We start from the raw sequence: 21342 nt of genomic DNA, 5'->3' as shown, positions 1-21342 counted from the left end.
CCTGGCGAATCCGTCAGCCATAGGCAAGTACCGCGCCCCGCAACGGAATCGGCTGGGTAGGGTGACGGTCATGCTGTACGGCAGGGCGGGGGAGCAGGCACAGGTCCGGGCACTGCTGGACGCGGCGCGCGGCGGCCGCAGCGGCGCACTCGTGCTGCGCGGCGAGGCAGGCATCGGCAAGACCGCCCTGCTCGACGCCGCCGCCCGGGACGCCGGGGACTTCCGGATCGTCCGCGCCGCCGGCATCGAGTACGAGGCCGAACTCCCCTTCGCCGGACTGCACCTGCTCCTCGCCCCCGCCCTCGACCGGCTGGACGCCCTGCCCGGACCGCTGCGCCGCGCCCTGCAGGGCGCCTTCGGCCTCGCCGACACCGGCCCCGGCGACCGCCTGCTGCTCGGCCTCGCCGCCCAGCACCTGCTCGCCGAACTCGCCGCCGAACAGCCGCTGCTGTGCCTGGTGGACGACGCCCAGTGGCTCGACTCCGCCTCCGCCGAGGCCCTGCTCGTCGCCGCCCGGCGACTCCGCGAGGAGGGCGTCGTGCTGCTGTTCGCCGCCCGCGACGGCGAGGGCGCCTTCCCCGCCGGCGGACTGCCGGAACTGCGGCCCGCCCCGCTCGGACCCGCCGACGCCGAACGGCTGCTGCCCGCCGCCCTCGACCCGGCCGTCCGCCGCCGGGTGCTCGCCGAGGCCCACGGCAACCCGCTCGCCCTCACCGAACTGCCCGCCGCCCTCGGCACCGACACGGCGGGCGGCCCGCTGCCGCTGCCCGGCCGGCTGCGGCTGGCCTTCCACGGACGGCTCACCCGGCTGCCCGCCGCCACCCAGACCCTGCTGCTGGTCGCCGCCACGGAGGAGACCGGCGACGCCGCCACCGTGCTCACCGCGGCCGCCGCCCTCGGCGCCGGCCCCGCCGACCTGCCGCCCGCCGAACAGGACGGCCTCGTCCGGGCCGACGACACCCGGATCGCCTTCCACCACCCGCTGCTGCGCAACGCCGTCCTCCAGCGCGCCCCGCTCGACCAGCGGATCGCCGTCCACCGGGCCCTCGCCGGCGCCCTCGACGGCGACCGCCGCACCTGGCACCTCGCGCTCGCCGCCACCGGCCCCGACGCCGCCCTCGCCGACGCCCTGGAGGAGGCCGCCCACCGCGCCGAGGCCCGCGGCGGACACGCCGGCGCCGCCGCCGCGTACGAGCGCGCCGCCCGGCTCACCGCCGACCACGACGGCCGCACCCGCCGCCTGGTGCTCGCCGCCGAGGCCGCCGCCGACGCCGGCGAGACCGACCGCGCCGAACAACTCGCCGTCCGCGCCCGCAGCCGCACCGCCGACCCCCTCGCGCTCGCCCTCATCGACCACCTGCGGGCCACCGCCGCCTTCCTGCGCGGCGACCACCCCGCGGCCTTCCGGCTGCTCCTCGACGCGGCGGCGGGCGACCTCGCCGCCCCGCACGCCGCCCGGATGCTCTTCCAGGCCTGCCATGCCGCCTGGTACCTCGGCGAGGCCGAACTCGCCGCCTTCGCCGACCGCCTGGCCGCCCTCGACCTGCCGCCCGAGGACCCGGCGGCGCCGATCGCCGACTACCTGCTGGCCGGCACCCTGCCGCTGCTCGGCCGACCCGCCCAGGCCCCGCCCGACGCCGCCGTGGCCGTCGACCGGGCCCGCCGGGCCGGCGCCGACGTCGTCCGCGACTTCACCCAGCTGAGCGGCATCACCCTGGTGCTCGGTCGGGACGAGGAGACCCACCGCGTCACCGCCGACCTCATCGACGAGGCCCGCCGTGCGGGCGCCGTCGGCGCCCTGCCCGCGCTGCTGTTCTTCCACGCCGAGGCGCAGCTCTTCCACGGCCGCCACCGGGACGCCGAGATCACCGCCGACGAGGGCCTCACGCTCGCCCGCGACACCGGCCAGCACCAGTGGACCAGCCAGCTCGCCGCGCTGCTGGCCCTGCTCGCCGCGCTCGCCGGCGACGCCGGCCGGTGCACCGCCCGGGTGGCCGAGGCGCTGGAGGGCGGCGGCCCGGCCCGTCCCGCGGGCCGCGCCTGGACGCAGTGGGCGCTCGGCCTGCTCGACCTCGGCGAGGGCCGCGCCGCCGAGGCCCTGGACCGGCTCGCCGAACTCACCGGCGGGCCCCAGCGCCACCACGTCTCCGGCACCCGGGCCGTCCCCGACCTGGTCGAGGCCGCCGTCCGGCTCGGCCGGCCCGAGCAGACCGAGGAGCCGTACCGGCGGTTCGCCCGCTGGGTGGAGGCCTGTGACCGCCCCTGGGCCCGCGCCCTGCTGCTGCGCTGCCAGGCCCTGCTCGGGCCCGAGGAACTCGCCGAGTCCGCCTACCTGGCCGCCCTCGACCTGCACCGCACCGCCGAGCGGCCGTTCGAGCAGGCCCGCACCGCGCTGCTCTACGGAGAGTGGCTGCGCCGCGCCCGCCGCCGCACCGACGCCCGGCCGCAGCTGCGGGCCGCCCTGGAGGCGTTCGACCTGCTGGGCGCCCGGCCCTGGGCGGAGCGGGCCCGCACCGAACTCACCGCCACCGGTGTCGGTGCGCCCGCCGCGCCGGCCGCCGGGCCGCTCGCCGCCCTGACCCCGCAGGAGCTGCAGATCGTCCGGCTCGCCGCGCAGGGGCTGACCAACCGCGACATCGCCGCGCAGCTCTTCCTCAGCCCGCGGACGGTCGGCCACCACCTCTACAAGGCGTACCCGAAGCTGGGCGTCACCTCCCGTCAGGACCTCGCCGACCTGGTCTGACGCCCGGGGCGGGCCCTCGCACCGGTGCCCGGCCGGGCTGCGCCGACGCGCGCGGGGCGGCGCCCTGGCGCGCCGCAGGGGGCCTTTCGGGTTATCAATGAATCCGGATGAAACCGGACAAAAGGATCAGCGCCATGCCCGTCTCCAACCTCATCGTCGGTCCGCCGCCCCCACTGACCGTCACCGCCGACGGCTCCGCCCTGATCGCCGAGATCGAGGACTACCTCGCCTCGCTGCCGGCCTCCGCCCGCGTCCCCGTCCCGTACGTCTGCCCGCTCGGCCGGGTCCTCCAGCCGTGGAACGCCGACCAGCCGCTGCCCCGCCGCACCGTCCTCGACCGGCTCACGCACCGCCAGGCGCGGCCCGTCCCGGTCTCCGTCGCCGGGCACCTGCAGCTGACCTCCCGCTACCTCACCGCCTACGGCTGGCTGCAGGGCGCCCTGTGGGACTCCCGCGGCCGGGTCTGCCTGCTCGGCGCCCAGGCCGCCGTCCTCGCGCACGGCTACGGCACCCCGCAGACCGTCCGCCGGGCCCGCACCCAGGTCATGGAGGTGCTGCACGCCGAGGGCATCCCCGTCAGCTCGCCGGACGTCTTCAACGACGCCCCCACCACCCGCGAGGCCGACGTCCACCGGGTGCTCGCCTCGGCCGCCGCCCGCGCCCACACCCTGGGGATCTGACCCGACGCCACCCGCCCCGCAGCCCTGCCCCGCACCCCTCCCGCCACCCACCCCGCACCCCCTTCCGCCGTCCGGCCCGCTCGGGCCGGGCGGCGTTTTCATCGCGATGCCTGATGGAATTTGAAGCGTCCCGGCGCCGCCTGGTTTTCTCTTCTCACCGGCCGGAAACACCGGCCGACAAGTGGAAGGGAAGTGGCATGGGGAACGAGAAGAACCTCGTCCTGAAAATCGGTCACTGAGCCTTCATTTCTGCACGTGGGCCGGTCGCCGCGGCTTCGCGGCCGGCCGCGTGAGGCTTTTCGGCAGGGGGTGCCGGCGATGAGCGTCGACATGCGGAAGTGGAATTCCTTCGCGACCGCGGAATCCCCGGGATTCACGCGGACGGTATTCCTCTCCGGCGTGGTGCAGGATCCGGAACACGTCCGCGGACTGATCGCCGACGCGCTCCGGACGGCCACCCGCGAAGCCCCGGGCGACCTGCGGATCCGCGCGTTCCGGCCCGGCGCCTTCGACCACCGGCTCACCAAGCGGTTCACGGCCTCGCCGCCCGGGCCGGACGAGACCGCGGGTGACTGGCCGGCCCGCGTCGCCGACGGCCCCGACGCCTGCATCGCGGTGAACGACATCTCGGCCCGGAGCCTCCCGCTGGGGCAGTGGGCCGAAGGACTCGTCCGCGAGCTGCTCGGCCACGGAGCCCGCGAACTCCCCTCCGGCGCCGACGTCTACACCTTCGTCGCCGACTCCGGCTGGACGCCCTTCGGCATCCACAAGGGCACCGAGGCCTCGCTGATCCCGCACCTCGGCCCGGCACCCAAGGAGGTGTGGGTCCGGCCGGACGGAAGCTTCGACGGCAGCGCCGTCACCCCCGGCCCCTCGTTCGGGCGGATCTGCTTCGACATCGAGGAGCACCTGGCCACCGCCGAGCGCCACCTCCTGCAGCCCGGCGACTTCCTCTGCATCCCGCAGGACGCCCACCACGTCTTCCGCAACCTCGACCCGTCGGCCTTCGTCGGCCTGACGCCGTACCCGGCCCGCCCACGAACCCGCCACGCTCGTAGAGGGCGACGAATCCGCAGCAGGGTCGGCGGTACGGGGCCGCGCCTGAGGCTCCGTCACTCGGGCGGGCGCACAACAACGACAGAGGCCCTGCCGGATTTCTCCGGCAGGGCCTCTGCACTGGGTCGGGGTGGCAGGATTTGAATCCACGGCCTCTTCGCCCCGAAGGAGGTCCGGGACGGTAGCCGACCTGTGCCGACCGTCATTCTCCCTGGTCAAATCGTTTGCCTGGGTGGGCTTGGCCCTGTTGATGCGTCCTCGATGCCGAGATCTTCTCCCAGGATTCTCCCGGCACTCCTCGCGGTTCGTGCACGGCGGGATCACCCTCTTCCCACCGGGGGCGCTACCACCGCGATACCTCCGCACACCACGATGGCGTTCAGGGCGAGAGCTCACCCGGCTGCCCACTGCGAGCGGACCGGAAGAAGACGCAGGACGAGATGCGGAAGATGTGCAAGTACCTGGCCATGAGTGCAACGGTGACCGCGATCGGGGCCGTCGGCATATGAGTTCCGCCGCGCGTCAGCGATTGACCGGCAGAAGCGTGCGAGCAGGGCTGGCCGGGCTCATGTGCTTTGCCCTGGCCGGTTGTTCGTCATCCGGTGATCCGGTCGCAGAAGCGGTGCCGACCACGCATTCTCCGTCCGCACTGCCGGCCGGTGCTGATCTGCATCTTCCGATCGAGCCGTATCTCTTCTCCGAGGCGGAGACGGCGAAGCTGAACAGGGCGGCCGCCGTGCTGCGCAAGGCGTGCATGCAGCGGTTCGGTCTCGACTACGCCATCGGTCCCGCCGACCCGCCGACCGGACCGCGCACGTTCATGGACCGCCGGTACGGCCTGACGGACCCGGCCGAGGCGGCGGCGAACGGCTACCACCTCGGCGACCGCGACCCGCGCACCCACCCGGTCCGCCCGCCGCAGTTCTCCGCCGAGCAGCAGCAGGTGCTCACCGGGCACCTCCCGGGGAAGACCGGTGCGGACGAAACGAACCTCCAGGTCAACGGCGTGCCGGTACCACCGGGCGGGTGCTACGACGAGGCGAAGCGCGGCCTTGCCGGTTCGGGGGACCTGGGCCCGAGCAGCGTGGTTCAGCAGGCCAACTTCCAGACTTTCAAGGCCAGCATGTCGGTGGCGGAGGTCACGAAGGCATTCGAGGCGTGGTCCGGCTGCATGAGGGACAGGGGTTACTCCTACCCCAATCCGATGGACGCCATCGGCGACCGGCGCTTCCTGGGGGACTCACCCACGCCGCTGGAGCTCCAGGCGGCGGCGGCTGACGTGATCTGCAAGCAGCAAGTGCATCTGATCGACACCTGGTTCGCGGTCGAGGCTTCCTTGCAGAAGGAATTGATCGCACGGCAACAAGCCGAATTCACGGCGGCGCTCGCGGCGAAGACCGAGCAACTCGCCAAGGCCGACGCCGTGCTGCGCGACCAGTGAAGCAGTGGGCTGACACTTTTTCACGTCCGGGCGCGCCCACCCTTCCCCCGGCACGCCGAGGGGATTGCACACACGCCTGGAACGTCCCATGAAGAGAGGATCAAAGAAATGAAGCGTACCCTCAAGCTCGCCGCAGTGGCCCTGGGCGCTGCCGTGCTCGTCCCCACCCTCGCCACCTCCGCGCAGGCCGCCGTCCGCGACTGTCCGGACGGCAAGTTCTGCCTCTTCTACAACTCGAACGAGCAGGGCTCCCACATGGCGATGTCGTCGAACGTTCGCGACCTCGCCGGGTACACCTTCACCAGCCCCGGCAACGGCCAGGGCCAGCACGTCAAGAACAACGCCGCATCGGCTGTCTCCAACGTGTGCATGACGGTCCGGGTGTACTACAACTCGAACTACAGCGGCCCGATGGACATGTTCAACTACCGCAATGCCGCGAACCTGGTCAACACGTACAACGAGAACGCCTCGGTGAGGTTCGCCGAGGACTGCTGAGCCCCACCCACACGGCAACCGGTCGCCGGTACGCGTTCCGGCGCACCGGCGTACCGGAGCCGGGCTTTGACGAAGACCGCGACAGCACCGCCGCAGGAGCGCGGAATCGCGTCCGGTCACCCCACACCTGGCCTACCGTCACATCGGAGCATCAGCCTCCCCCTCGGCACGGGCACCGGTGCGGTGAGCCGTGGACAGGTGAGTTGCGATAACACGCCCGACGGGTCAGGGCCGGGCCGGCGGTTCCCGGCGCGCAGACTCAGGGGAGCCGCAGGACCTGGCCGGCAAAGATGAGGTCGGGGTCGTCGCCGACGGTGTCCTGGTTGGCCTGGTAGAGGGCGGGCCAGCCGCCGGGGAGCTGCAGGGCCTGGGCGATTGCGTCCAGGGTGTCGCCGTCCTGGACCACGACGGCGGCGTTGTCCGCAGGTGCGGGGTCGGCGGCCGTGTCCGGTTCGGCGACGGCAGCACTCTGGCCGGCGGCGGGCTTCTCGACGGCGGCCGGCTGCTGTGCCGGTCGCGGCCGGGGGACCGCGTGGTGGGCGCCGGGGCGGTTGGTGCGTGCGCCGCAGGCGGGCCAGGGGGCGAGTCCGCGGCGGGCGGCGAGGTGTTCGGCGACGGCGACCTGCTGCTCACGGGTGGCGAGGTCGGCGCGCGGTGCGTAGGCGGTGCCGCCGTTGGCGCGCCAGGTCCGTTGGTCGAACTGCAGGCCGCCGTAGTAGCCGTTGCCGGTGTTGAGGTGCCAGCGGCCGCCGCTCTCGCAGGCCGCGATCCTGTCCCAGTCGACGCCCTGGCCGCCGGCCGGTGCGGCTTCGGCGGCGGCGTTCGCCGTGGTGGCGACCGCACCTGCGGTACCTGCGACGGCGACGGTGCGGTGCGGGGCGGCGCTGGCGGGGGCGGCGGCCGTCCACAGGCCCGCCGCGCAGGCGAGGGCGAGGAGTAGCTGCAGGATCCGGTGGGCGATGGACACGGCGGTGCTCACTCCCCGAGAGGGTCGGCGGTCGGGTGGCCGGTGCCCCGGGGCACCGCACTTCCACCGTTGACACATTCCGCCGCCCGGGCCCGGTCGACATCCCGCAAGGTCACCCGCCCGGCCGCGCCCGGCCACCCGCTCGCACCACTTCGCCGGAGGCGGCCGCGCGGCCGCAGCAGCCCGCGTCCGGGCCGGAGGAAGGGGCGGTGTCGTGCGCCCCGGGCCCGCTGCTCGCACGTCACCGCCGAGATGCGCCGCACCCTGATGGACGACCTCGGCCGGGTATGGGAGGAGTCCTTCGCCGTGCGCCGGGAGATGTCGCCGGGCTCGCCGGTGAGGACGCTCGACGCCCTGCTGAGGGCCGGTCAGTGGATCCGGCGGGGAGGTCCTCCGGGACGGGGTTTCTCCCGGAATTCTCCCGAGAGGCATCGGAAAGCCAGTCAGGCCCGGTCTCCCTCGCGGGAGACCGGGCCTGACCTGGTCCTACTGGGTCGGGGTGGCGGGATTTGAACCCACGGCCTCTTCGTCCCGAACGAAGCGCGCTACCAAGCTGCGCTACACCCCGGTCCTGCTCTGTTGCTTTCCGTCTCCGGTGCAACGAGTAGAACTCTACAGGAGGTGTGCCGAGAGACGAAATCCGATTCCCCCGGGGGCGTCGGAGCAGGTCAGCGGCCCGGCGTGAGGGTCAGCAGCGTGGCCTCCGGCGGGCAGGCGAAGCGGACGGGGGTGTAGCGGTTGGTGCCGCAGCCGGCCGAGACGTGGAGGTACGAGCGGTGGCCGCCGGCCTTGTGGGTGGAGAGGCCCTTCACCCGGTCGGTGTCGATGTCGCAGTTGGTGACCAGGGCGCCGTAGAACGGGATGCAGAGCTGTCCGCCGTGGGTGTGCCCGGCGAGGATCAGCGGGTAGCGGTCGGCGGTGAAGGCGTCCAGCACCCGCAGGTACGGGGCGTGCACGACGGCCAGCGACAGGTCGGCGTCCGCGGACGGCCCGCCCGCCACCTTGGCGTACTTGTCGTGCCGGATGTGCGGGTCGTCCAGGCCGGTGAACTCGACGTCGAGACCGGCGATCGTGAGCCGGCCGCGGGCGTTGTTGAGGTTGAGCCAGCCGGCCTCGTCGAAGCCGTCGCGGAGCTTCTGCCACGGGTTGTGGACGGCGCCCTTGATGCCGCGGCGGCCGGAGCCGTCCGGGTTGTTGAGGCCGTGCACGCCCGTCCGCAGCGCGGTGAGGTATCGGGTGGGGCTCTTGCGGGCGGGCCCGTAGTAGTCGTTGGAGCCGAACACGTACACGCCGGGGAAGTCCATCAGCGGGCCGAGCGCGTCCAGGGTAGCGGGGACGCCGAGCGGGTCCGAGAGGTTGTCCCCGGTGTTGACCACCAGGTCGGGGCGGAGTCCGGCGAGGCTCTGCAGCCAGCGCTGCTTCTTGTGCTGCCCGGTCACCATGTGGATGTCGGAGACCTGCAGGATCCGGATCGGCCGTGCGCCGCGCGGAAGGATCGGAACCTCGACGCGGCGCAGGCGGAAGGCACGGACCTCGTAGCCTGCGGAGTAGGCGAGGCAGGCGGCGCCGGCGGCGGCGACACCGAGCGGGACGGAGTACAGCGGTCGCATCGGTCCATGCTCTCAGACAGCGGTTCGGGCCGTGAACGGGCAGGTCACCGAAGAACGCCCCGGACCGGCCCCCGATCGGTCCCGGTGCCGTCGGACGGCGACGACGGTGCTGAGGTCGGCGGCGAGCGGCAGGTCGACGGCGCGCAGCGCGGGGTGCCGGAGCCAGTGCAGCCGCGCCTCGTCGGGGCGGTCGTCGAACAGCGGCGGCCAGCCGTCCGCCGGGGTGAAGTCGTCGACCACCAGCACTCCGCCCGGGGTGAGCAGCCGCTCCGGGGCGGCGGCCCCGCCGGTCTTGCCCTGGCCGCCGCCGTCCAGCACCAGCAGGTCGTAGGGGCCGTGGGCGTACAGCTCCGTCCAGTCGGCGGCGAGCACCCGGACCCGGGGGTCGTCGGTGAACAGCACCGCGGCCGCCGCGGCCCGGTCCGGGTCGCGCTCGACGCTCACCAGGTCGACACCGGGCGCGGCCCCCGCGGCGAGCCAGGCGAGTCCGACGCCGTACCCCGTGCCGCTCTCGCCGATCCGCGTCCGTGCCCCGCCGGCGAGCGCCTGCAGCAGCCGTCCCTGCTCGGGGCGGCAGGAGTGCGGGAAGCCGGCCTCCCGTGCGGCCGCCACGGCCCGGGCGACCCCGTCCGGAAGGCCGTCCACGGCCCGGTACGCGTCCGTTCCCGCCATCGCCATGCCCGGGATCCTCGCACGCGTCCGCCCGGCCCGTCCGGCGTTCCCGCAGGACCTTCGGAGGGCCGAGCCGACGTCGCGCCGAGACCGCCCCGGGGACGAGCGGCCGGGCCCGGGGCAAATTGGTGCGCGGAAAGCGCTCCGGGCTGCGAGGATTTGCGCCATGACGACGCTCAAGCAGCAGCTGCAGGAGGACCTCACGGCTGCGATCAAGGCCCGGGACGAGCTCCGCTCGTCCACCCTCCGGCTGACGCTGGCCGCGGTCACCTCCGAGGAGGTGGCGGGCAAGACGAAGCGGGAGCTCTCGGACGACGAGGTGCTGAAGGTGATCGTCCGCGAGGCGAAGAAGCGCCGGGAGGCCGCGGAGGCGTTCGAGAACGCCGGCCGCGCCGAGTCGGCCGCGCAGGAGCGGGCGGAGGGCGAGGTGCTCGCCGGGTACCTGCCGCAGCAGCTCTCGGACGAGGAGCTGGCCTCGATCGTCGCCGAGGCGGTGGCGGAGAGCGGTGCGTCCGGTCCGCAGGCGATGGGCGCCGTGATGAAGCTGGTCCGCCCGAAGGTGGGCGACCGGGCCGAGGGCGGCCGGGTGGCCGCCGCGGTGAAGGCCGCGCTGGCGGGCTGACCGCGGGCACCGCCCGAGGGGCGGCCCGGGACGACACCTGGACACCGACGCCGGAGGGCGGCCACCCGATGCGGGGTGGCCGCCCTCCGGCGTGGACGGGGCGGCCGCTCAGTGGCGGGGCCGGCCGGTGTTCCCGCCGAACGTGCCGGGCGGCAGGGTGAAGCCGCCGTTGATCAGACCGGTGGCGTTCCCGTTGCCGCCGTTGCCGTTGCCGTTCCCGCCGGTGGTGCCGGGCGGCGGGGCCGGGGTGTCGGTGGGCGTCGGGTTGGCCTCGGGGACGTTGACCGTGTCGAAGGTGCTGCGCTTGGTGCCGACGAGGACCTCGTTCATGGCCTTCTGCCAGATCGGGCCCGGACCGTCGGCGCCGTAGACCGAGGAGTAGTACCGGCCGCCGATGCGGATGTTGCGCATCGAGATGTTGCCGGTGGGGCCGCCGAGCCAGACCGAGGTGGCCAGGTCGGGGGTGTAGCCGGTGAACCAGGCGGCGTAGCGGTTGTCGGTGGTGCCGGTCTTGCCGGCGATCTGGCGGCCGTCCGAGATGTTGATCCCGGAGGCGGTGCCCTTCTCGGTCACGCCGAGCAGCAGGGTGTTGATGCCGTCCGCGGTGGTCTCGGCCATCGCCTGGGAGCAGTCGGCCTTCGGCACCGGGAGCTTCTTGTTGTCGGCGTTGACCATCGAGGTGATCGCGATCGGCCTGCAGTACTTGCCGCGGGCGGCGAAGGCGGCGTAGGCGCTGGCCATGGTGAGCGGGCTGACCTCCTGGGTGCCGAGCACCATGGAGGGGATCTGCTTGATCGGGCTGCCGTTGGCGAGCTTGCCGATGCCGAGCTTGGTGGCCATCTGCTTCATCGCGCAGAGGCCGACCTCCTCCTCCATCTGCACGAAGTAGGTGTTGACCGACTTCGCCATGGCGTCCTTCAGGGTGAAGGGGCCGACCTCGGTGGAGCTCTCGTTCTCGACCGGGACGTTCTTCTCGTTCCAGGTGCCGTCGCAGGTGGTCATCCTGGGGTAGCTCATCTGGTACGGCGAGGGGTACTGCTGGTCGATCGGGACGCCGGACTCCAGCGCGGCCGCGGCGAGGATCGGCTTGAACGTCGAACCGGGGGCGAAGCCGTTGCCGCCGCCCATGGCGGCGTCGACGTTCAGGTTGAGGACGGTCTGGTTCTGCTTGGAGTCCAGGCCGTAGGGGCGGGTCTGGGCCATCGCGAGGATCTCGCCGGTGCCGGGCTTGACCATGGTCATCGCGGCGGAGACCGAGTCGGTCACCTTGACCTTGGTGGTGACCGCGTCGTGCGCGGCCTCCTGCTTGGCCGGGTCGATGGTGGTGTAGATCTTGAGGCCGCCCTGGCTCCACAGCTTCTGGCGGTCGGCCGCGGTCTTGCCGAAGACCGGGTCCTGCTTGACCACGTGGCGGACGTAGTCGCAGAAGAAGCCCATGCCGGACTGCGCGGTGATGCAGCCGTTCAGCGGCTCCTTGTACTTGATGCCCAGCGGCGCGGCCAGGGCCTCCTTGGCCTGCTCGGGAGTGATGTGCTTGTACTCCAGCAGCTTGTTGATCACGGTGTCCCGGCGGACCTGCGCCGCCTTGGGGTGCAGCACCGGGTCGTAGGCCGAGGGGTTCTGCACCAGGCCGGCCAGCATGGCGGCCTCGGGGATCGTGAGGTCCTTGGCGCTCTTGCTGAAGTAGCGGTTGGCGGCGGCCTCGATGCCGTACGCCTGGTGCCCGTAGAAGGTGATGTTGAGGTAGTTGGTGAGGATCTGGTCCTTGGTCAGGTCCTCCTCCAACTTGATGGCGATCTTCAGCTCCTTGACCTTGCGGCCGAGGCTCTTGCGGGTGGCGTCCAGGAAGGCGTCCTGGTTGTCGCCGGCCTGCTCGACGAAGACGTTCTTCACGTACTGCTGGGTCAGCGTGGAGGCGCCCTGGGTGGCGGACCCGGCCTCGGCGTTCTTGGTGGCCGCGCGCAGCACGCCCTTGAGGTCGACGGCGCCGTGCTCGTAGAACCGGTTGTCCTCGATGTCCACCTGGGCCTGGCGCATGATCGGCGCCATCTGCTCCTTGGTGAGGATGGTCCGGTCGCGGTCGTAGACCTTGGCGATCACGCCGCCCTTGGAGTCGTAGATCGTCGACGCCTGGGAGAGGGCGGGGGTGGTGAAGTCGCTCGGGATGTCGTCGAAGCTGTCCGCGGTGTCCTTGGCGGTCAGACCGAGCGCTCCCACGGCCGGCAGGGCCATCCCGGCCACCAGGATCCCGGCCAGCACGCTGGTGCCCAGGAGCTTGATGCCGAGGCCTGCCTTGTCGAGTACGGAGCCCGCGGGTCGCTGAGTCGCCATGGGGAGAACACTACGTCGCCGATTCCCGTACAGGGGGGCAGGTGTTCGCCTACGCTTGTCACAGAACTGCGACAGCTTCTCTCTGTGCATCGTCATCACTCTTGTGAGTGATGAGCTTTGTCCAATTTGCGCCGGTTTGTTGTCGACTGTCCGGGTGTGGCGGGCGGTGCCTGCTTGCACAGTGTGACGAAAGTGGCAGAACCGGTCCTGGCAAGCCCTGCGACCTGCGATCACTCCAACGAGTGAGCTTCCGGGCACCCATAGTCCGATTGGGCCATCTGAGATTGAGCCCGAAGGGGCTGTTGCTCGTTGCCGTTCTTCCGTAACGTCCTCAACTGGCAGCGGTGAATATGCCGTTGCCGCCGTGGGGGAGCCCCGATTCGGGAGAGGACGGCGCCGAAATGGGCTGGGTGGACGACTGGAGTGCGCAGGCGGCCTGCCGCACGAGTGATCCGGACGAGCTGTTCGTGCAGGGGGCGGCACAGAACCGCGCCAAGGCCGTGTGCAGCGGCTGCCCGGTGCGGACGGAGTGCCTCGCCGACGCACTGGACAACCGGGTGGAGTTCGGCGTCTGGGGAGGGATGACCGAGCGCGAGCGCAGGGCACTGCTCCGCCGCAGGCCCACGGTGGTCTCGTGGCGCCGGCTGCTGGAGACGGCCCGCACCGAGTACGAGGCCTCGCTGGCCACCGGTGTGGTGCTGACGGACTACGCGCAGGCGGGCTGACCGGGCGGCGGACCGACGGTCCGCCCCCGGCGGCACACCACCACACCTGGCGGGCGCTCAGCTCACCGCGCCCGCGGGGTCGGTGGCCCCCAGGCGGTCCCCGACGGCCCGCAGCCCGTCCAGGTCGTGCACGTCGCCGGCCAGCGCGGCCACCTCGACGATCGGCACGTCCGGGTAGACCGACACGAACCGGTCGCGGGTGCGACGCTCCCGCGACATGATCTGCATCCGCTCGGCGTGCAGCCTCAGCAGCCCCGCCGCCAGCGTCTCCGCGGCCACCGTCGAGGTCTGCGAACCGTTCTCCTCCAGCGCCTCCGCCGCCGCCAGGGCCCGCTCCGCGGTCAGCTGCGGCGCCCCCGTGCTGTGCACCCGGTTGAGCACCAGCCCGGCCAGCGGCATCTCGTCCGCGGCCAGCCGGTCCACGAAGTACGCCGCCTCGCGCAGCGCGTCGCGCTCCGGCGCCGCCACCACCAGGAAGGCCGTACCCGGCGCCTTGAGCAGCTGGTACGTGCGGTCGGCGCGCTCCCGGAAGCCGCCGAACATCGAGTCCATCGCCGAGACGAAGGTCTGCACGTCGGTCAGCAGCTGGGCGCCGAAGATCTTGCCGAGCGTGCCGGTGAGCAGGCCCATCCCCACGTTGAGGAACTTCATCGCACTGCGCCCGCCGACCTTCGCCGGCGCCGTCAGCAGCCGGATCACCTTCCCGTCCAGGAAGGAGCCCAGCCGGCTCGGCGCGTCCAGGAAGTCCAGCGCCGAACGGGACGGCGGGGTGTCCACCACGATCAGGTCCCAGCGGTCCTCGGCCCGCAGCTGGCCGAGCTTCTCCATCGCCATGTACTCCTGCGTACCGGCGAAGCCGGCCGACAGGGACTGGTAGAAGGGGTTCTCCAGGATCGCCTTCGCCCGCTCCGGCTCGGCGTGGGCCAGCACGACCTCGTCGAAGGTCCGCTTCATGTCGAGCATCATGGCCTGCAGCTCGCCGGGCCCCTGCGCGCCCTTCACCACCCGCGGGGTGTTGTCCAGTTCGGTCAGGCCCATCGACTGGGCGAGCCGGCGGGCCGGGTCGATCGTCAGCACGACGACCTTCCGGCCGCGCTCCGCGGCCCGCAGCCCGATCGCCGCCGCCGTGGTCGTCTTGCCGACGCCGCCGGAGCCGCAGCACACCACGATCCGGGTCTCCGGGTCGTCGATCAGCGCGTCCACGTCCAGCGCGGACGTCGTCCGCTCCTTGCGGGTGCCCGCCGTCATGCCGCCCCCTGCCGCTTCAGCTCGCCCGCCAGCCGGTACAGCCCGCCCAGGTCCACGCCCTCGCCGAGCAGCGGCAGCTCGTACGTCGGCAGCTTCGCCCGCTGCAGGTCCGCCCGCTGAGCGCGCTCCAGCTCGACCCGCTCGGCGTGCTCCCTGGCCTGCTCCAGCAGCGGGGCGAGCAGCGGCTCCACCGCCGCCCGGACCGTCTCCGGCTTGCGCGAGCGGCCGCCCAGCCCGGCCTCGCCGAGCGCCACGGCGACCTCCTCGCGGTGGTCGCCGTCGACGGCCGCCACGGCCGCCGCGTCCAGCACCGGCGGCCGGACCATGTTGACCATCACCCCGCCCACCGGCAGCTGCGCCGCCCGCAGGTCGGCGATGCCGTCCACGGTCTCCTGCACCGGCATCTCCTCCAGCAGCGTCACGAAGTGCACCGCCGTCTCCGGGGACTTCAACACCCGCATCACGGCCTGCGCCTGACCGTGGATCGGGCCGAACCTGGCCAGCCCGGCCACCTCCTCGTTGACGTTGAGGAAGCGGGTGAGCCGCCCGGTCGGGGGCGCGTCCATCACGATCGCGTCGTACGCCCGGCGGCCGTCCGGGCCCTTGCGCCGGGCCGCCTCGCAGGCCTTGCCGGTCAGCAGCACGTCCCGCACGCCCGGTGCGACGGTGGTCGCGAAGTCGACGAAGCCGACCTTCTGCAGCGCCTTCCCGGCCCGGCCCAGCTTGTAGAACATCTCCAGGTACTCGAGCAGCGCCAGCTCGGTGTCGATCGCCAGCGCGTACACCTCGCCCTGGCCGGTGCCGGGCAGCCCCAGACGGGACGGCGAGACGGTGGCGACCTTGCGCTCCTCGTAGGGCAGCGCGGCCATCCCGAACAGTTCGGCGATGCCCTGCCGCCCCTCGACCTCGATCAGCAGGGTCCGCCCGCCCTCGGCGGCCAGCGCCAGGGCCAGCGCCGCCGCGACGGTGGTCTTCCCGGTGCCGCCCTTGCCGCTGACGACGTGCAGCCGGACCCCCTCCCAGTCGGGGTCGGCCTGCGCCGATGGGCCGGGGGTGCTCGCCACGCTCCGTCTCCGTCCTGCGTCGACCGGGCACCGCAACGGGTGCCCCCTCCTTGGCGAGGGTAACCAGCCGACGCCGCCGATGGCGGGACCATCCGGGTGCCCGGCCGGATTCATGCCCTCTTTGTGTCCCACCTCACACCACGGCCCGTCGTGGGCGACCCGCCGCGGGCCCGGGCCGCCCGCCCCGTGGCGTCGCCGGGCCCGGCGGCCGGACGGTCTAGAGTCACCCCCATGACCAAGTGGGAATACGTCACCGTGCCGCTTCTCGTGCACGCCACCAAGCAGATCCTGGACACCTGGGGCGAGGACGGCTGGGAGCTCGTCCAGGTCGTGCCCGGCCCGAACAACCCCGAGCAGCTCGTGGCCTACCTCAAGCGGGAGAAGAGCTGATGAGCAAGGTTGAGGAGAAGCTGGCCGAGCTCGGCCTGACCCTCCCCGAGGTGGCCCCGCCGGTGGCGGCCTACGTGCCGGCCGTCCGCTCCGGCGACCACGTCTTCACCTCCGGCCAGCTGCCCATGGTGGCCGGCAAGCTCCAGCACACCGGCAAGGTCGGCGCCGAGGTGACGCCCGAGCGCGCCAAGGCGCTCGCGCAGATCTGCGCGCTGAACGCGCTCGCCGCGGTCAAGTCCGTGATCGGCGACCTCGACCGCGTCGAGCAGGTCGTCAAGGTGGTCGGCTTCGTCGCCTCCGCCCCCGACTTCACCGGCCAGCCCGCCGTGGTCAACGGCGCCAGCGAGCTGCTCGGCGAGGTCCTCGGCGAGGCCGGCGTGCACGCCCGCAGCGCCGTCGGCGTCGCCGTCCTGCCGCTGGACGCCCCGGTCGAGGTCGAGATCCAGGTCCGGGTGCGGACCGGGGCCTGAGCCCCCGAACAGCACCGGGCGGGGGTGGGCCCTGTCCAAGCCCACCCCCGCCCGCTTAGCATCCGGGGCATGGATGACCGCGCACCGTCGACCCCCATGCCGCCCGGCTGGCCCGCCCGGATCCGGGCCCTCGCCGCCGGCGAGCTGACCCCGGCCGAGCCCAGGGCCGCGGCCACGGTCGTGCTGCTGCGCGACACCGCCGACGGCCCCGAGGCCTACCTGCTGCGCCGCCGCACCTCGATGGCCTTCGCCGCCGGCATGTACGCCTACCCCGGCGGCGGCGTCGACCCCCGGGACGCCGACGCCGAGATCGCCTGGGCCGGCCCTGCGCCCGAGGAGTGGGGCGCCCGCCTCGGCACCGACCCCCGGACGGCGCAGGCCGTCGTCTGCGCGGCCGTCCGGGAGACCTTCGAGGAGTCCGGCGTGCTGCTCGCCGGCCCCGACGCGGACTCCACCGCCGAGGCCCGCGACTGGTCCGCCGAGCGGGCCGCGCTGGAGGCCCGCGAGTTCTCCTTCGCCGAGTTCCTGCACAAGCACGGCCTGGTGCTGCGCAGCGACCTGCTCGGCGGCTGGGCCCGCTGGATCACCCCGGAGTTCGAGGAGCGCCGCTTCGACACCTGGTTCTTCGTGGCCGCGCTGCCCGCCGGACAGGCCGCCGCCTCACAGGTCGGCGAGGCCGACCGGGTGGCCTGGCTCGCCCCCGCCGAGGCCGTCTCCGGACACGCCGGGGGCCGCTACGGGATGCTGCCGCCGACCGTGACCGTGCTGCGCGAACTGCTGCCGGTGCGGTCCGCCGCCGAGGCCCTGGCCGCCGCCGGCCGGCGCACCGTCACGCCCGTCCTGGGACGGGCCGAGGTCGACGGCGACCGAATGACCGTCCGCTGGCCCGGGTATGACGAGCTGACCATCGACGGAGACTTCCCGGCGTGATCCCACGCCGGGCGACCCACCCGAACACACGGAAGGACACTGGCCGATGAACCACAACGACGTGGCTCGCCGGACGGAGCACGACCTGCCCGCCCGCAGCATCACCCCCAAGGTCGTCGCCTGCGACGGCCGCGTCGAGGAACGCACCGCTCCGCGCCGGCTCGCCCGCGCGCTGCCGTCGCGCAACCTGGTGCGCGAGGGCGGCCGGTGAGCGGTCTCCTTCCGGGCGACCCCGCCGCCACCGTCGGCGGCGGGGCCACCCCGCGGGCGCACTGCGTGCTGGCGCCCAACCCCTCCCCGATGACCCTGGACGGCACCAACACCTGGCTGCTGTCCGAACCCGGCTCCGACCTCGCCGTCGTGATCGACCCGGGCCCGCTCGACGAGGGCCACCTGCGCCGCGTCGTCGACACCGCCGAACAGCAGGGCAAGCGGATCGCCCTCACCCTGCTCACCCACGGCCACCACGACCACGCCGAGGGCGCCGCCCGGTTCGCCGAACTCACCGGCACCCACGTGCGCGCCCTGGACCCGGCGCTGCGGCTCGGCGACGAAGGGCTGCGGCCCGGCGAGGTCGTCGAGGTCGGCGGCCTGGAGATCCGGGTCGTGGGCACCCCCGGGCACACCGCGGACTCACTGACCTTCCACCTGCCCGCCGACGGCGCGATCCTCACCGGCGACACCGTGCTCGGCCGCGGCACCACGATGGTCGCCCACCCGGACGGCCGGCTCGGCGACTACCTCGACTCGCTGCGCCGCCTGCACACCATGGCGGCGGAGCACGGCGTGCGGACCGTCCTGCCCGGGCACGGCCCGGTGCTCGCCGACGCGCTCGGCGCCGTCGACTACTACCTCGCCCACCGGGCCGCCCGGCTCGCCCAGGTGGAGACCGCCGTGGAGGCCGGCTGCCGCACCGCGGAGGAGGTGGTGGCCCGGGTGTACGCCGACGTGGACAAGGCCCTGTGGCCGGCCGCCGAACTCTCCGTCCGGGCCCAGCTCGGCTACCTGGAGGACCACGGACTCATCCAGGGGCTCTGAGACGGTAAACCACTCGGGGGAACCACTCAGGGGCGCTGGGGTGCCCCCAGCGCCCCTGAGTGCCTGCCCGGTTGCGCCCCTGAGTGCTTGACCCGGGTCAGCGGGAGCGGCGGGAGAGGCGCTCGACGTCGAGGAGGACGACCGCGCGGGCCTCCAGCTTCAGCCAGCCGCGGCCGGCGAAGTCGGCCAGCGCCTTGTTGACCGTCTCGCGGGAGGCACCGACCAGCTGGGCCAGCTCCTCCTGGGTGAGGTCGTGGGAGACGTGGATGCCCTCCTCCGACTGCACGCCGAAGCGGCGGGAGAGGTCGAGCAGCGCCTTGGCGACGCGGCCGGGCACGTCCGAGAAGACCAGGTCGGACATGACGTCGTTGGTGCGGCGCAGGCGGCGGGCGATGGCGCGCAGCAGTGCGATCGACACCTCGGGGCGGGCGTGCAGCAGCGGCAGCAGGTCGCCGTGGCCGAGGCCGAGCAGCTTGACCTCGGTCAGTGCGGTGGCGGTGGCGGTGCGCGGGCCCGGGTCGAACAGCGACAGTTCGCCGATCATCTCGCTGGGGCCGAGCACGGCGAGCATGTTCTCGCGGCCGTCCGGCGAGGCGCGGTGCAGCTTCACCTTGCCCTCGACGACGACGTACAGCCGGTCGCCCGGGTCGCCCTCGTGGAACAGCGACTCGCCGCGGGCGAGGGTCGCCTCGGTCATGGAAGCGCGCAGCTCGGCAGCCTGGTCGTCGTCGAGGGCCGCGAACAGCGCGGCGCGGCGAAGAACGTCGTCCACGTGCTTCCTCCTGCATCGTCCGGTGGTGTTTCTCACCACCAAGGATGGCGCATGTCGCTCCGATCATATGAGGAGGGGTGTGCCGTCGAGTGCCCTATGGGGCCATTCGCACCCGCCCGTACCAGCGGCGCGGCCCCGGCGGGGCAGGTCAGGCGGGTGTCCGGTCGGGCAGCAGGGCGAGCTCGGCGGGCTCCAGGACGAGGCCGGCGGCGGCCGCGGAGTCCCGGACGGAGGCCGGTCGGCTCGCGCCGGGGATCGGGACGACCGCGGGCGAGAGCGCGAGCAGCCAGGCCAGGCAGACCCGCTGCGGCGAGGTGCCGCGGGCGGCGGCCACCCGGTGGAAGGGCGTGCCGGCGGGGGCGGGGTCGGAGGGGTCCGGCGCGGAGGGGCCGTCCAGCGAGCTGCGGGAGATGCCGCCGAGCGGGCTCCACGGCAGGAAGGCGAGTCCGAGCTCCTCGCAGAGCCGCAGCTCCGGCTCGGCGGAGCGGTCGGCGGGGGAGTAGCGGTTCTGCACCGAGACCAGGCCGGCGCCGAGGATCGCGTGCGCCTCGCGGATCTGCGTCGCGTCGGCGTTGGAGATCCCGGCGGCGCGGACCTTGCCCGCGTCCAGCAGTTCCCGCAGGGCGCCCACCGACTCGGCCCAGGGCACCCGCGGGTCCGGCTTGTGCAGTTGGTAGAGGCCGATCGCCTCGGTGCCGAGCCGCCGCAGCGACTCCTCGCAGGCCCGTCGCAGGTGCTCGGGGCGGCCGTCGACCGTCCACGAGCCGTCGCCGGGGCGGCCGCGGCCGCCCTTGGTGGCCACCAGCACCCGGTCGCGGTCCCCGCCGCGGCGGGCCAGGGCCCGGGCGATCAGCCGTTCGTTGTGGCCGCGCTCCCCGGCGTGCCAGTGGTACGAGTCGGCGGTGTCGATCAGGGTGACGCCCGCGTCGAGGGCGGCGTGGACGACCGCGAGGGCGTCCTCCTCGGCCGGGCGGCCCTCGACGGACAGCGGCATCGCGCCGAGGCCGACCGGATGGACGGCGGTGCCGCCGATGGTGCGCCGGTGCATCTCAGACCGCCCTTCCGGCCACGGCGGCCTTCGCGGCCCAGGCCGCCTCGTCGATCGCCGCGGGTAGCCAGTCGGCCGTCCGGGACAGGGGGAAGCCGAGTGCGGCGGCCCGGCCGTTGTCCATGGCGTACGAGCGGTCGAAGGAGAACGGAGAGGCGTCCTCGCCCTCCGCCGTCCGGAACCGGGCCGTGGTGCCGAGCCGCTCGGCGATCAGTTCGGAGAGCCGGGCGGCGTCGAGCGCGCCGTGCGAGCAGGCGTTCAGCGGTCCGTCGGCGTCGGTGACGGCGGCCCGGGCGAGCACGGTGGCGATCTCCCGGTGGTGGACGAAGGAGGTCGGCCGGGCGTCCCGGTGGACGGCGACCGGGCGGCCGGCGGCGATCCGCTCCACGTAGTGCGCCAGCCGTCCGGTGAAGTCGCGGTCGCCGCCGCCGAGCACGTGGGCGCTGCGGATGCTCGCCCAGGAGAACGGCGCGGAGCGGGCGAGCACCGCCTCGGCCTGCCGCTTGCCCTCCGCGTAGCCGGTCGCCGCGTCGAAGTGCCGGGCGAGCGCCTGCGGGTCGTGCCAGGGCAGGTCGAGGTCGACGGCCCAGGCCGCCGGGTCGACGAAGCCCTCGGTGACCGGGCCGTCCGAGGCGGGCACGAGCGGGGAGGTCGCCGGGTCGTAGACCTCCATGGTCGAGGTCATCACGTAGCGCGGGGCGCGGTCGGCGAAGACCCGGCAGGCCACGGCGGCCTGCAGCGGGGTGTAGAGCACCTGGTCGACCACCGCGTCGAAGGTCCGTCCGCCGAGCGCGGCCGTCAGCGCCGCCTCGTTCGAGCGGTCCGCGCGGACGTGGTCGACACCCGGGGGCGGGGCGGCGGAGCCGCGGTTGACGAGGGTGACCGCGACTCCGGCGTCGCGGAACAGGGACACCAGGTGCAGGCCGAAGTACCGGCTTCCGCCGATGATGCAGACGCTTCTCATGGCTCCACTCTCCTGGCGTATCGTCAGCAGCGGAACTGGCGACCTGCTGAACCGGTCGTAAGGAGAACTGTCG

At 73.5% G+C, this 21342-nt stretch carries 21 protein-coding genes and 1 tRNA gene; 12 read left to right on the top strand and 10 right to left on the bottom strand.

The features are described from left to right. The first annotated feature begins 70 nt into the window (after positions 1–70). The 5 genes from AB0O09_RS09770 to AB0O09_RS09750 all read left to right on the top strand — a co-directional run bounded on the left by AB0O09_RS09770 (position 71) and on the right by AB0O09_RS09750 (position 6418). The gene (locus AB0O09_RS09770) at positions 71–2743 is read left to right on the top strand and encodes an AAA family ATPase (protein WP_363541000.1); all 2673 of its coding nucleotides are present in this window, start codon (positions 71–73) and stop codon (positions 2741–2743) included. 134 nt (positions 2744–2877) lie between these two features. Beyond that, a complete protein-coding gene (locus tag AB0O09_RS09765; protein WP_363540999.1) occupies positions 2878–3423 on the top strand; it encodes a hypothetical protein in 546 nt (181 codons plus the stop codon). 399 nt (positions 3424–3822) lie between these two features. After that, on the top strand, positions 3823–4623 hold the full coding sequence (locus AB0O09_RS09760; protein WP_363540998.1) for a hypothetical protein: 801 nt from the start codon (positions 3823–3825) through the stop codon (positions 4621–4623). 361 nt (positions 4624–4984) lie between these two features. Further along, positions 4985–5920 carry a hypothetical protein gene (locus tag AB0O09_RS09755; protein ID WP_363540997.1) on the top strand — a complete coding sequence of 312 codons (936 nt, stop codon included), beginning with the start codon at positions 4985–4987 and terminating at the stop codon, positions 5918–5920. Between the two features lie 108 nt (positions 5921–6028). Continuing rightward, positions 6029–6418 carry a peptidase inhibitor family I36 protein gene (locus AB0O09_RS09750; protein WP_363540996.1) on the top strand — a complete coding sequence of 130 codons (390 nt, stop codon included), beginning with the start codon at positions 6029–6031 and terminating at the stop codon, positions 6416–6418. Positions 6419–6677: 259 nt separating this feature from the next. Here AB0O09_RS09750 and AB0O09_RS09745 read toward each other — a convergent pair whose 3' ends face one another. From AB0O09_RS09745 to AB0O09_RS09730, 4 genes are all read right to left on the bottom strand, one after another. Next, complete coding sequence (locus tag AB0O09_RS09745) at positions 6678–7397, bottom strand: transglycosylase family protein (protein WP_363540995.1); 720 nt, start codon at positions 7395–7397, stop codon at positions 6678–6680. A 482-nt stretch (positions 7398–7879) separates the two neighbouring features. After that, positions 7880–7953: transfer RNA gene (locus AB0O09_RS09740), tRNA-Pro, on the bottom strand. A 100-nt stretch (positions 7954–8053) separates the two neighbouring features. Continuing rightward, complete coding sequence (locus AB0O09_RS09735; RefSeq protein WP_363540994.1) at positions 8054–8995, bottom strand: metallophosphoesterase; 942 nt, start codon at positions 8993–8995, stop codon at positions 8054–8056. A 12-nt stretch (positions 8996–9007) separates the two neighbouring features. Then, a complete protein-coding gene (locus AB0O09_RS09730) occupies positions 9008–9673 on the bottom strand; it encodes a class I SAM-dependent methyltransferase (RefSeq protein WP_363540993.1) in 666 nt (221 codons plus the stop codon). 160 nt (positions 9674–9833) lie between these two features. Between AB0O09_RS09730 and AB0O09_RS09725 the strand changes: the two genes are divergently transcribed. Beyond that, entirely contained in the window at positions 9834–10289 is a 456-nt protein-coding gene (locus AB0O09_RS09725; RefSeq protein ID WP_363540992.1) for a GatB/YqeY domain-containing protein, read from the top strand. 108 nt (positions 10290–10397) lie between these two features. On the opposite strand, the gene AB0O09_RS09720 is transcribed toward AB0O09_RS09725, so the two are convergent. Further along, complete coding sequence (locus AB0O09_RS09720) at positions 10398–12620, bottom strand: transglycosylase domain-containing protein (protein ID WP_363540991.1); 2223 nt, start codon at positions 12618–12620, stop codon at positions 10398–10400. A gap of 401 nt (positions 12621–13021) precedes the next feature. Here AB0O09_RS09720 and AB0O09_RS09715 point away from each other — a divergent pair, with 401 nt between their 5' ends. Beyond that, on the top strand, positions 13022–13345 hold the full coding sequence (locus tag AB0O09_RS09715) for a WhiB family transcriptional regulator (RefSeq protein WP_043175103.1): 324 nt from the start codon (positions 13022–13024) through the stop codon (positions 13343–13345). Between the two features lie 57 nt (positions 13346–13402). Here the strand turns inward: AB0O09_RS09715 and AB0O09_RS09710 are convergent, their stop codons facing one another. Beyond that, the gene (locus AB0O09_RS09710; protein ID WP_363540989.1) at positions 13403–14593 is read right to left on the bottom strand and encodes an ArsA family ATPase; all 1191 of its coding nucleotides are present in this window, start codon (positions 14591–14593) and stop codon (positions 13403–13405) included. Further along, a complete protein-coding gene (locus tag AB0O09_RS09705; protein WP_344622843.1) occupies positions 14590–15657 on the bottom strand; it encodes an ArsA-related P-loop ATPase in 1068 nt (355 codons plus the stop codon). The genes AB0O09_RS09710 and AB0O09_RS09705 overlap by 4 nt, the downstream gene beginning before the upstream one ends. Before the next feature lie 231 nt (positions 15658–15888). On the opposite strand from AB0O09_RS09705, the gene AB0O09_RS09700 reads away from it, so the two are divergent. The 5 genes from AB0O09_RS09700 to AB0O09_RS09680 all read left to right on the top strand — a co-directional run bounded on the left by AB0O09_RS09700 (position 15889) and on the right by AB0O09_RS09680 (position 18485). Further along, positions 15889–16047: a DUF4177 domain-containing protein gene (locus tag AB0O09_RS09700; protein WP_095874066.1), complete on the top strand. Its 159-nt coding sequence runs from the start codon at positions 15889–15891 to the stop codon at positions 16045–16047. Continuing rightward, entirely contained in the window at positions 16047–16517 is a 471-nt protein-coding gene (locus AB0O09_RS09695) for a RidA family protein (RefSeq protein ID WP_344622842.1), read from the top strand. Before AB0O09_RS09700 ends, AB0O09_RS09695 begins: the two co-directional genes overlap by 1 nt. 69 nt (positions 16518–16586) lie before the next feature. Continuing rightward, positions 16587–17447 carry an NUDIX hydrolase gene (locus AB0O09_RS09690; RefSeq protein WP_363540988.1) on the top strand — a complete coding sequence of 287 codons (861 nt, stop codon included), beginning with the start codon at positions 16587–16589 and terminating at the stop codon, positions 17445–17447. Between the two features lie 46 nt (positions 17448–17493). After that, complete coding sequence (locus AB0O09_RS09685) at positions 17494–17658, top strand: hypothetical protein (RefSeq protein ID WP_363540987.1); 165 nt, start codon at positions 17494–17496, stop codon at positions 17656–17658. Further along, on the top strand, positions 17655–18485 hold the full coding sequence (locus tag AB0O09_RS09680) for an MBL fold metallo-hydrolase (protein ID WP_344622839.1): 831 nt from the start codon (positions 17655–17657) through the stop codon (positions 18483–18485). Before AB0O09_RS09685 ends, AB0O09_RS09680 begins: the two co-directional genes overlap by 4 nt. Before the next feature lie 97 nt (positions 18486–18582). Here the strand turns inward: AB0O09_RS09680 and AB0O09_RS09675 are convergent, their stop codons facing one another. The 3 genes from AB0O09_RS09675 to AB0O09_RS09665 form a co-directional block, all read right to left on the bottom strand. Continuing rightward, positions 18583–19257 (bottom strand): Crp/Fnr family transcriptional regulator, encoded by a 675-nt coding sequence (locus AB0O09_RS09675; RefSeq protein WP_344622838.1) that lies wholly within the window; start codon positions 19255–19257, stop codon positions 18583–18585. 148 nt (positions 19258–19405) lie between these two features. Next, complete coding sequence (locus tag AB0O09_RS09670) at positions 19406–20305, bottom strand: aldo/keto reductase (RefSeq protein WP_363540986.1); 900 nt, start codon at positions 20303–20305, stop codon at positions 19406–19408. Position 20306: 1 nt separating this feature from the next. Then, complete coding sequence (locus AB0O09_RS09665; protein WP_363540985.1) at positions 20307–21269, bottom strand: reductase; 963 nt, start codon at positions 21267–21269, stop codon at positions 20307–20309. Positions 21270–21342: the final 73 nt, after the last annotated feature.

Origin of the sequence: Kitasatospora sp. NPDC093679 (assembly GCF_040683455.1) — a bacterium.
Lineage (GTDB): Bacteria > Actinomycetota > Actinomycetes > Streptomycetales > Streptomycetaceae > Kitasatospora > Kitasatospora arboriphila.
Note: the sequence above shows the minus strand (reverse complement) of the source record. Positions and strands in the feature narration are given on the sequence as shown.

Coding starts and splice junctions, on each gene's coding strand:
- AB0O09_RS09770 (WP_363541000.1), top strand. CDS start 71: ATGCTGTACGGCAGGGCGGGGGAGCAGGCACAGGTCCGGGCACTGCTG.
- AB0O09_RS09765 (WP_363540999.1), top strand. CDS start 2,878: ATGCCCGTCTCCAACCTCATCGTCGGTCCGCCGCCCCCACTGACCGTC.
- AB0O09_RS09755 (WP_363540997.1), top strand. CDS start 4,985: ATGAGTTCCGCCGCGCGTCAGCGATTGACCGGCAGAAGCGTGCGAGCA.
- AB0O09_RS09750 (WP_363540996.1), top strand. CDS start 6,029: ATGAAGCGTACCCTCAAGCTCGCCGCAGTGGCCCTGGGCGCTGCCGTG.
- AB0O09_RS09735 (WP_363540994.1), bottom strand. CDS start 8,995: ATGCGACCGCTGTACTCCGTCCCGCTCGGTGTCGCCGCCGCCGGCGCC.
- AB0O09_RS09730 (WP_363540993.1), bottom strand. CDS start 9,673: ATGGCGATGGCGGGAACGGACGCGTACCGGGCCGTGGACGGCCTTCCG.
- AB0O09_RS09725 (WP_363540992.1), top strand. CDS start 9,834: ATGACGACGCTCAAGCAGCAGCTGCAGGAGGACCTCACGGCTGCGATC.
- AB0O09_RS09720 (WP_363540991.1), bottom strand. CDS start 12,620: ATGGCGACTCAGCGACCCGCGGGCTCCGTACTCGACAAGGCAGGCCTC.
- AB0O09_RS09715 (WP_043175103.1), top strand. CDS start 13,022: ATGGGCTGGGTGGACGACTGGAGTGCGCAGGCGGCCTGCCGCACGAGT.
- AB0O09_RS09710 (WP_363540989.1), bottom strand. CDS start 14,593: ATGACGGCGGGCACCCGCAAGGAGCGGACGACGTCCGCGCTGGACGTG.
- AB0O09_RS09700 (WP_095874066.1), top strand. CDS start 15,889: ATGACCAAGTGGGAATACGTCACCGTGCCGCTTCTCGTGCACGCCACC.
- AB0O09_RS09695 (WP_344622842.1), top strand. CDS start 16,047: ATGAGCAAGGTTGAGGAGAAGCTGGCCGAGCTCGGCCTGACCCTCCCC.
- AB0O09_RS09690 (WP_363540988.1), top strand. CDS start 16,587: ATGGATGACCGCGCACCGTCGACCCCCATGCCGCCCGGCTGGCCCGCC.
- AB0O09_RS09685 (WP_363540987.1), top strand. CDS start 17,494: ATGAACCACAACGACGTGGCTCGCCGGACGGAGCACGACCTGCCCGCC.
- AB0O09_RS09670 (WP_363540986.1), bottom strand. CDS start 20,305: ATGCACCGGCGCACCATCGGCGGCACCGCCGTCCATCCGGTCGGCCTC.
- AB0O09_RS09665 (WP_363540985.1), bottom strand. CDS start 21,269: ATGAGAAGCGTCTGCATCATCGGCGGAAGCCGGTACTTCGGCCTGCAC.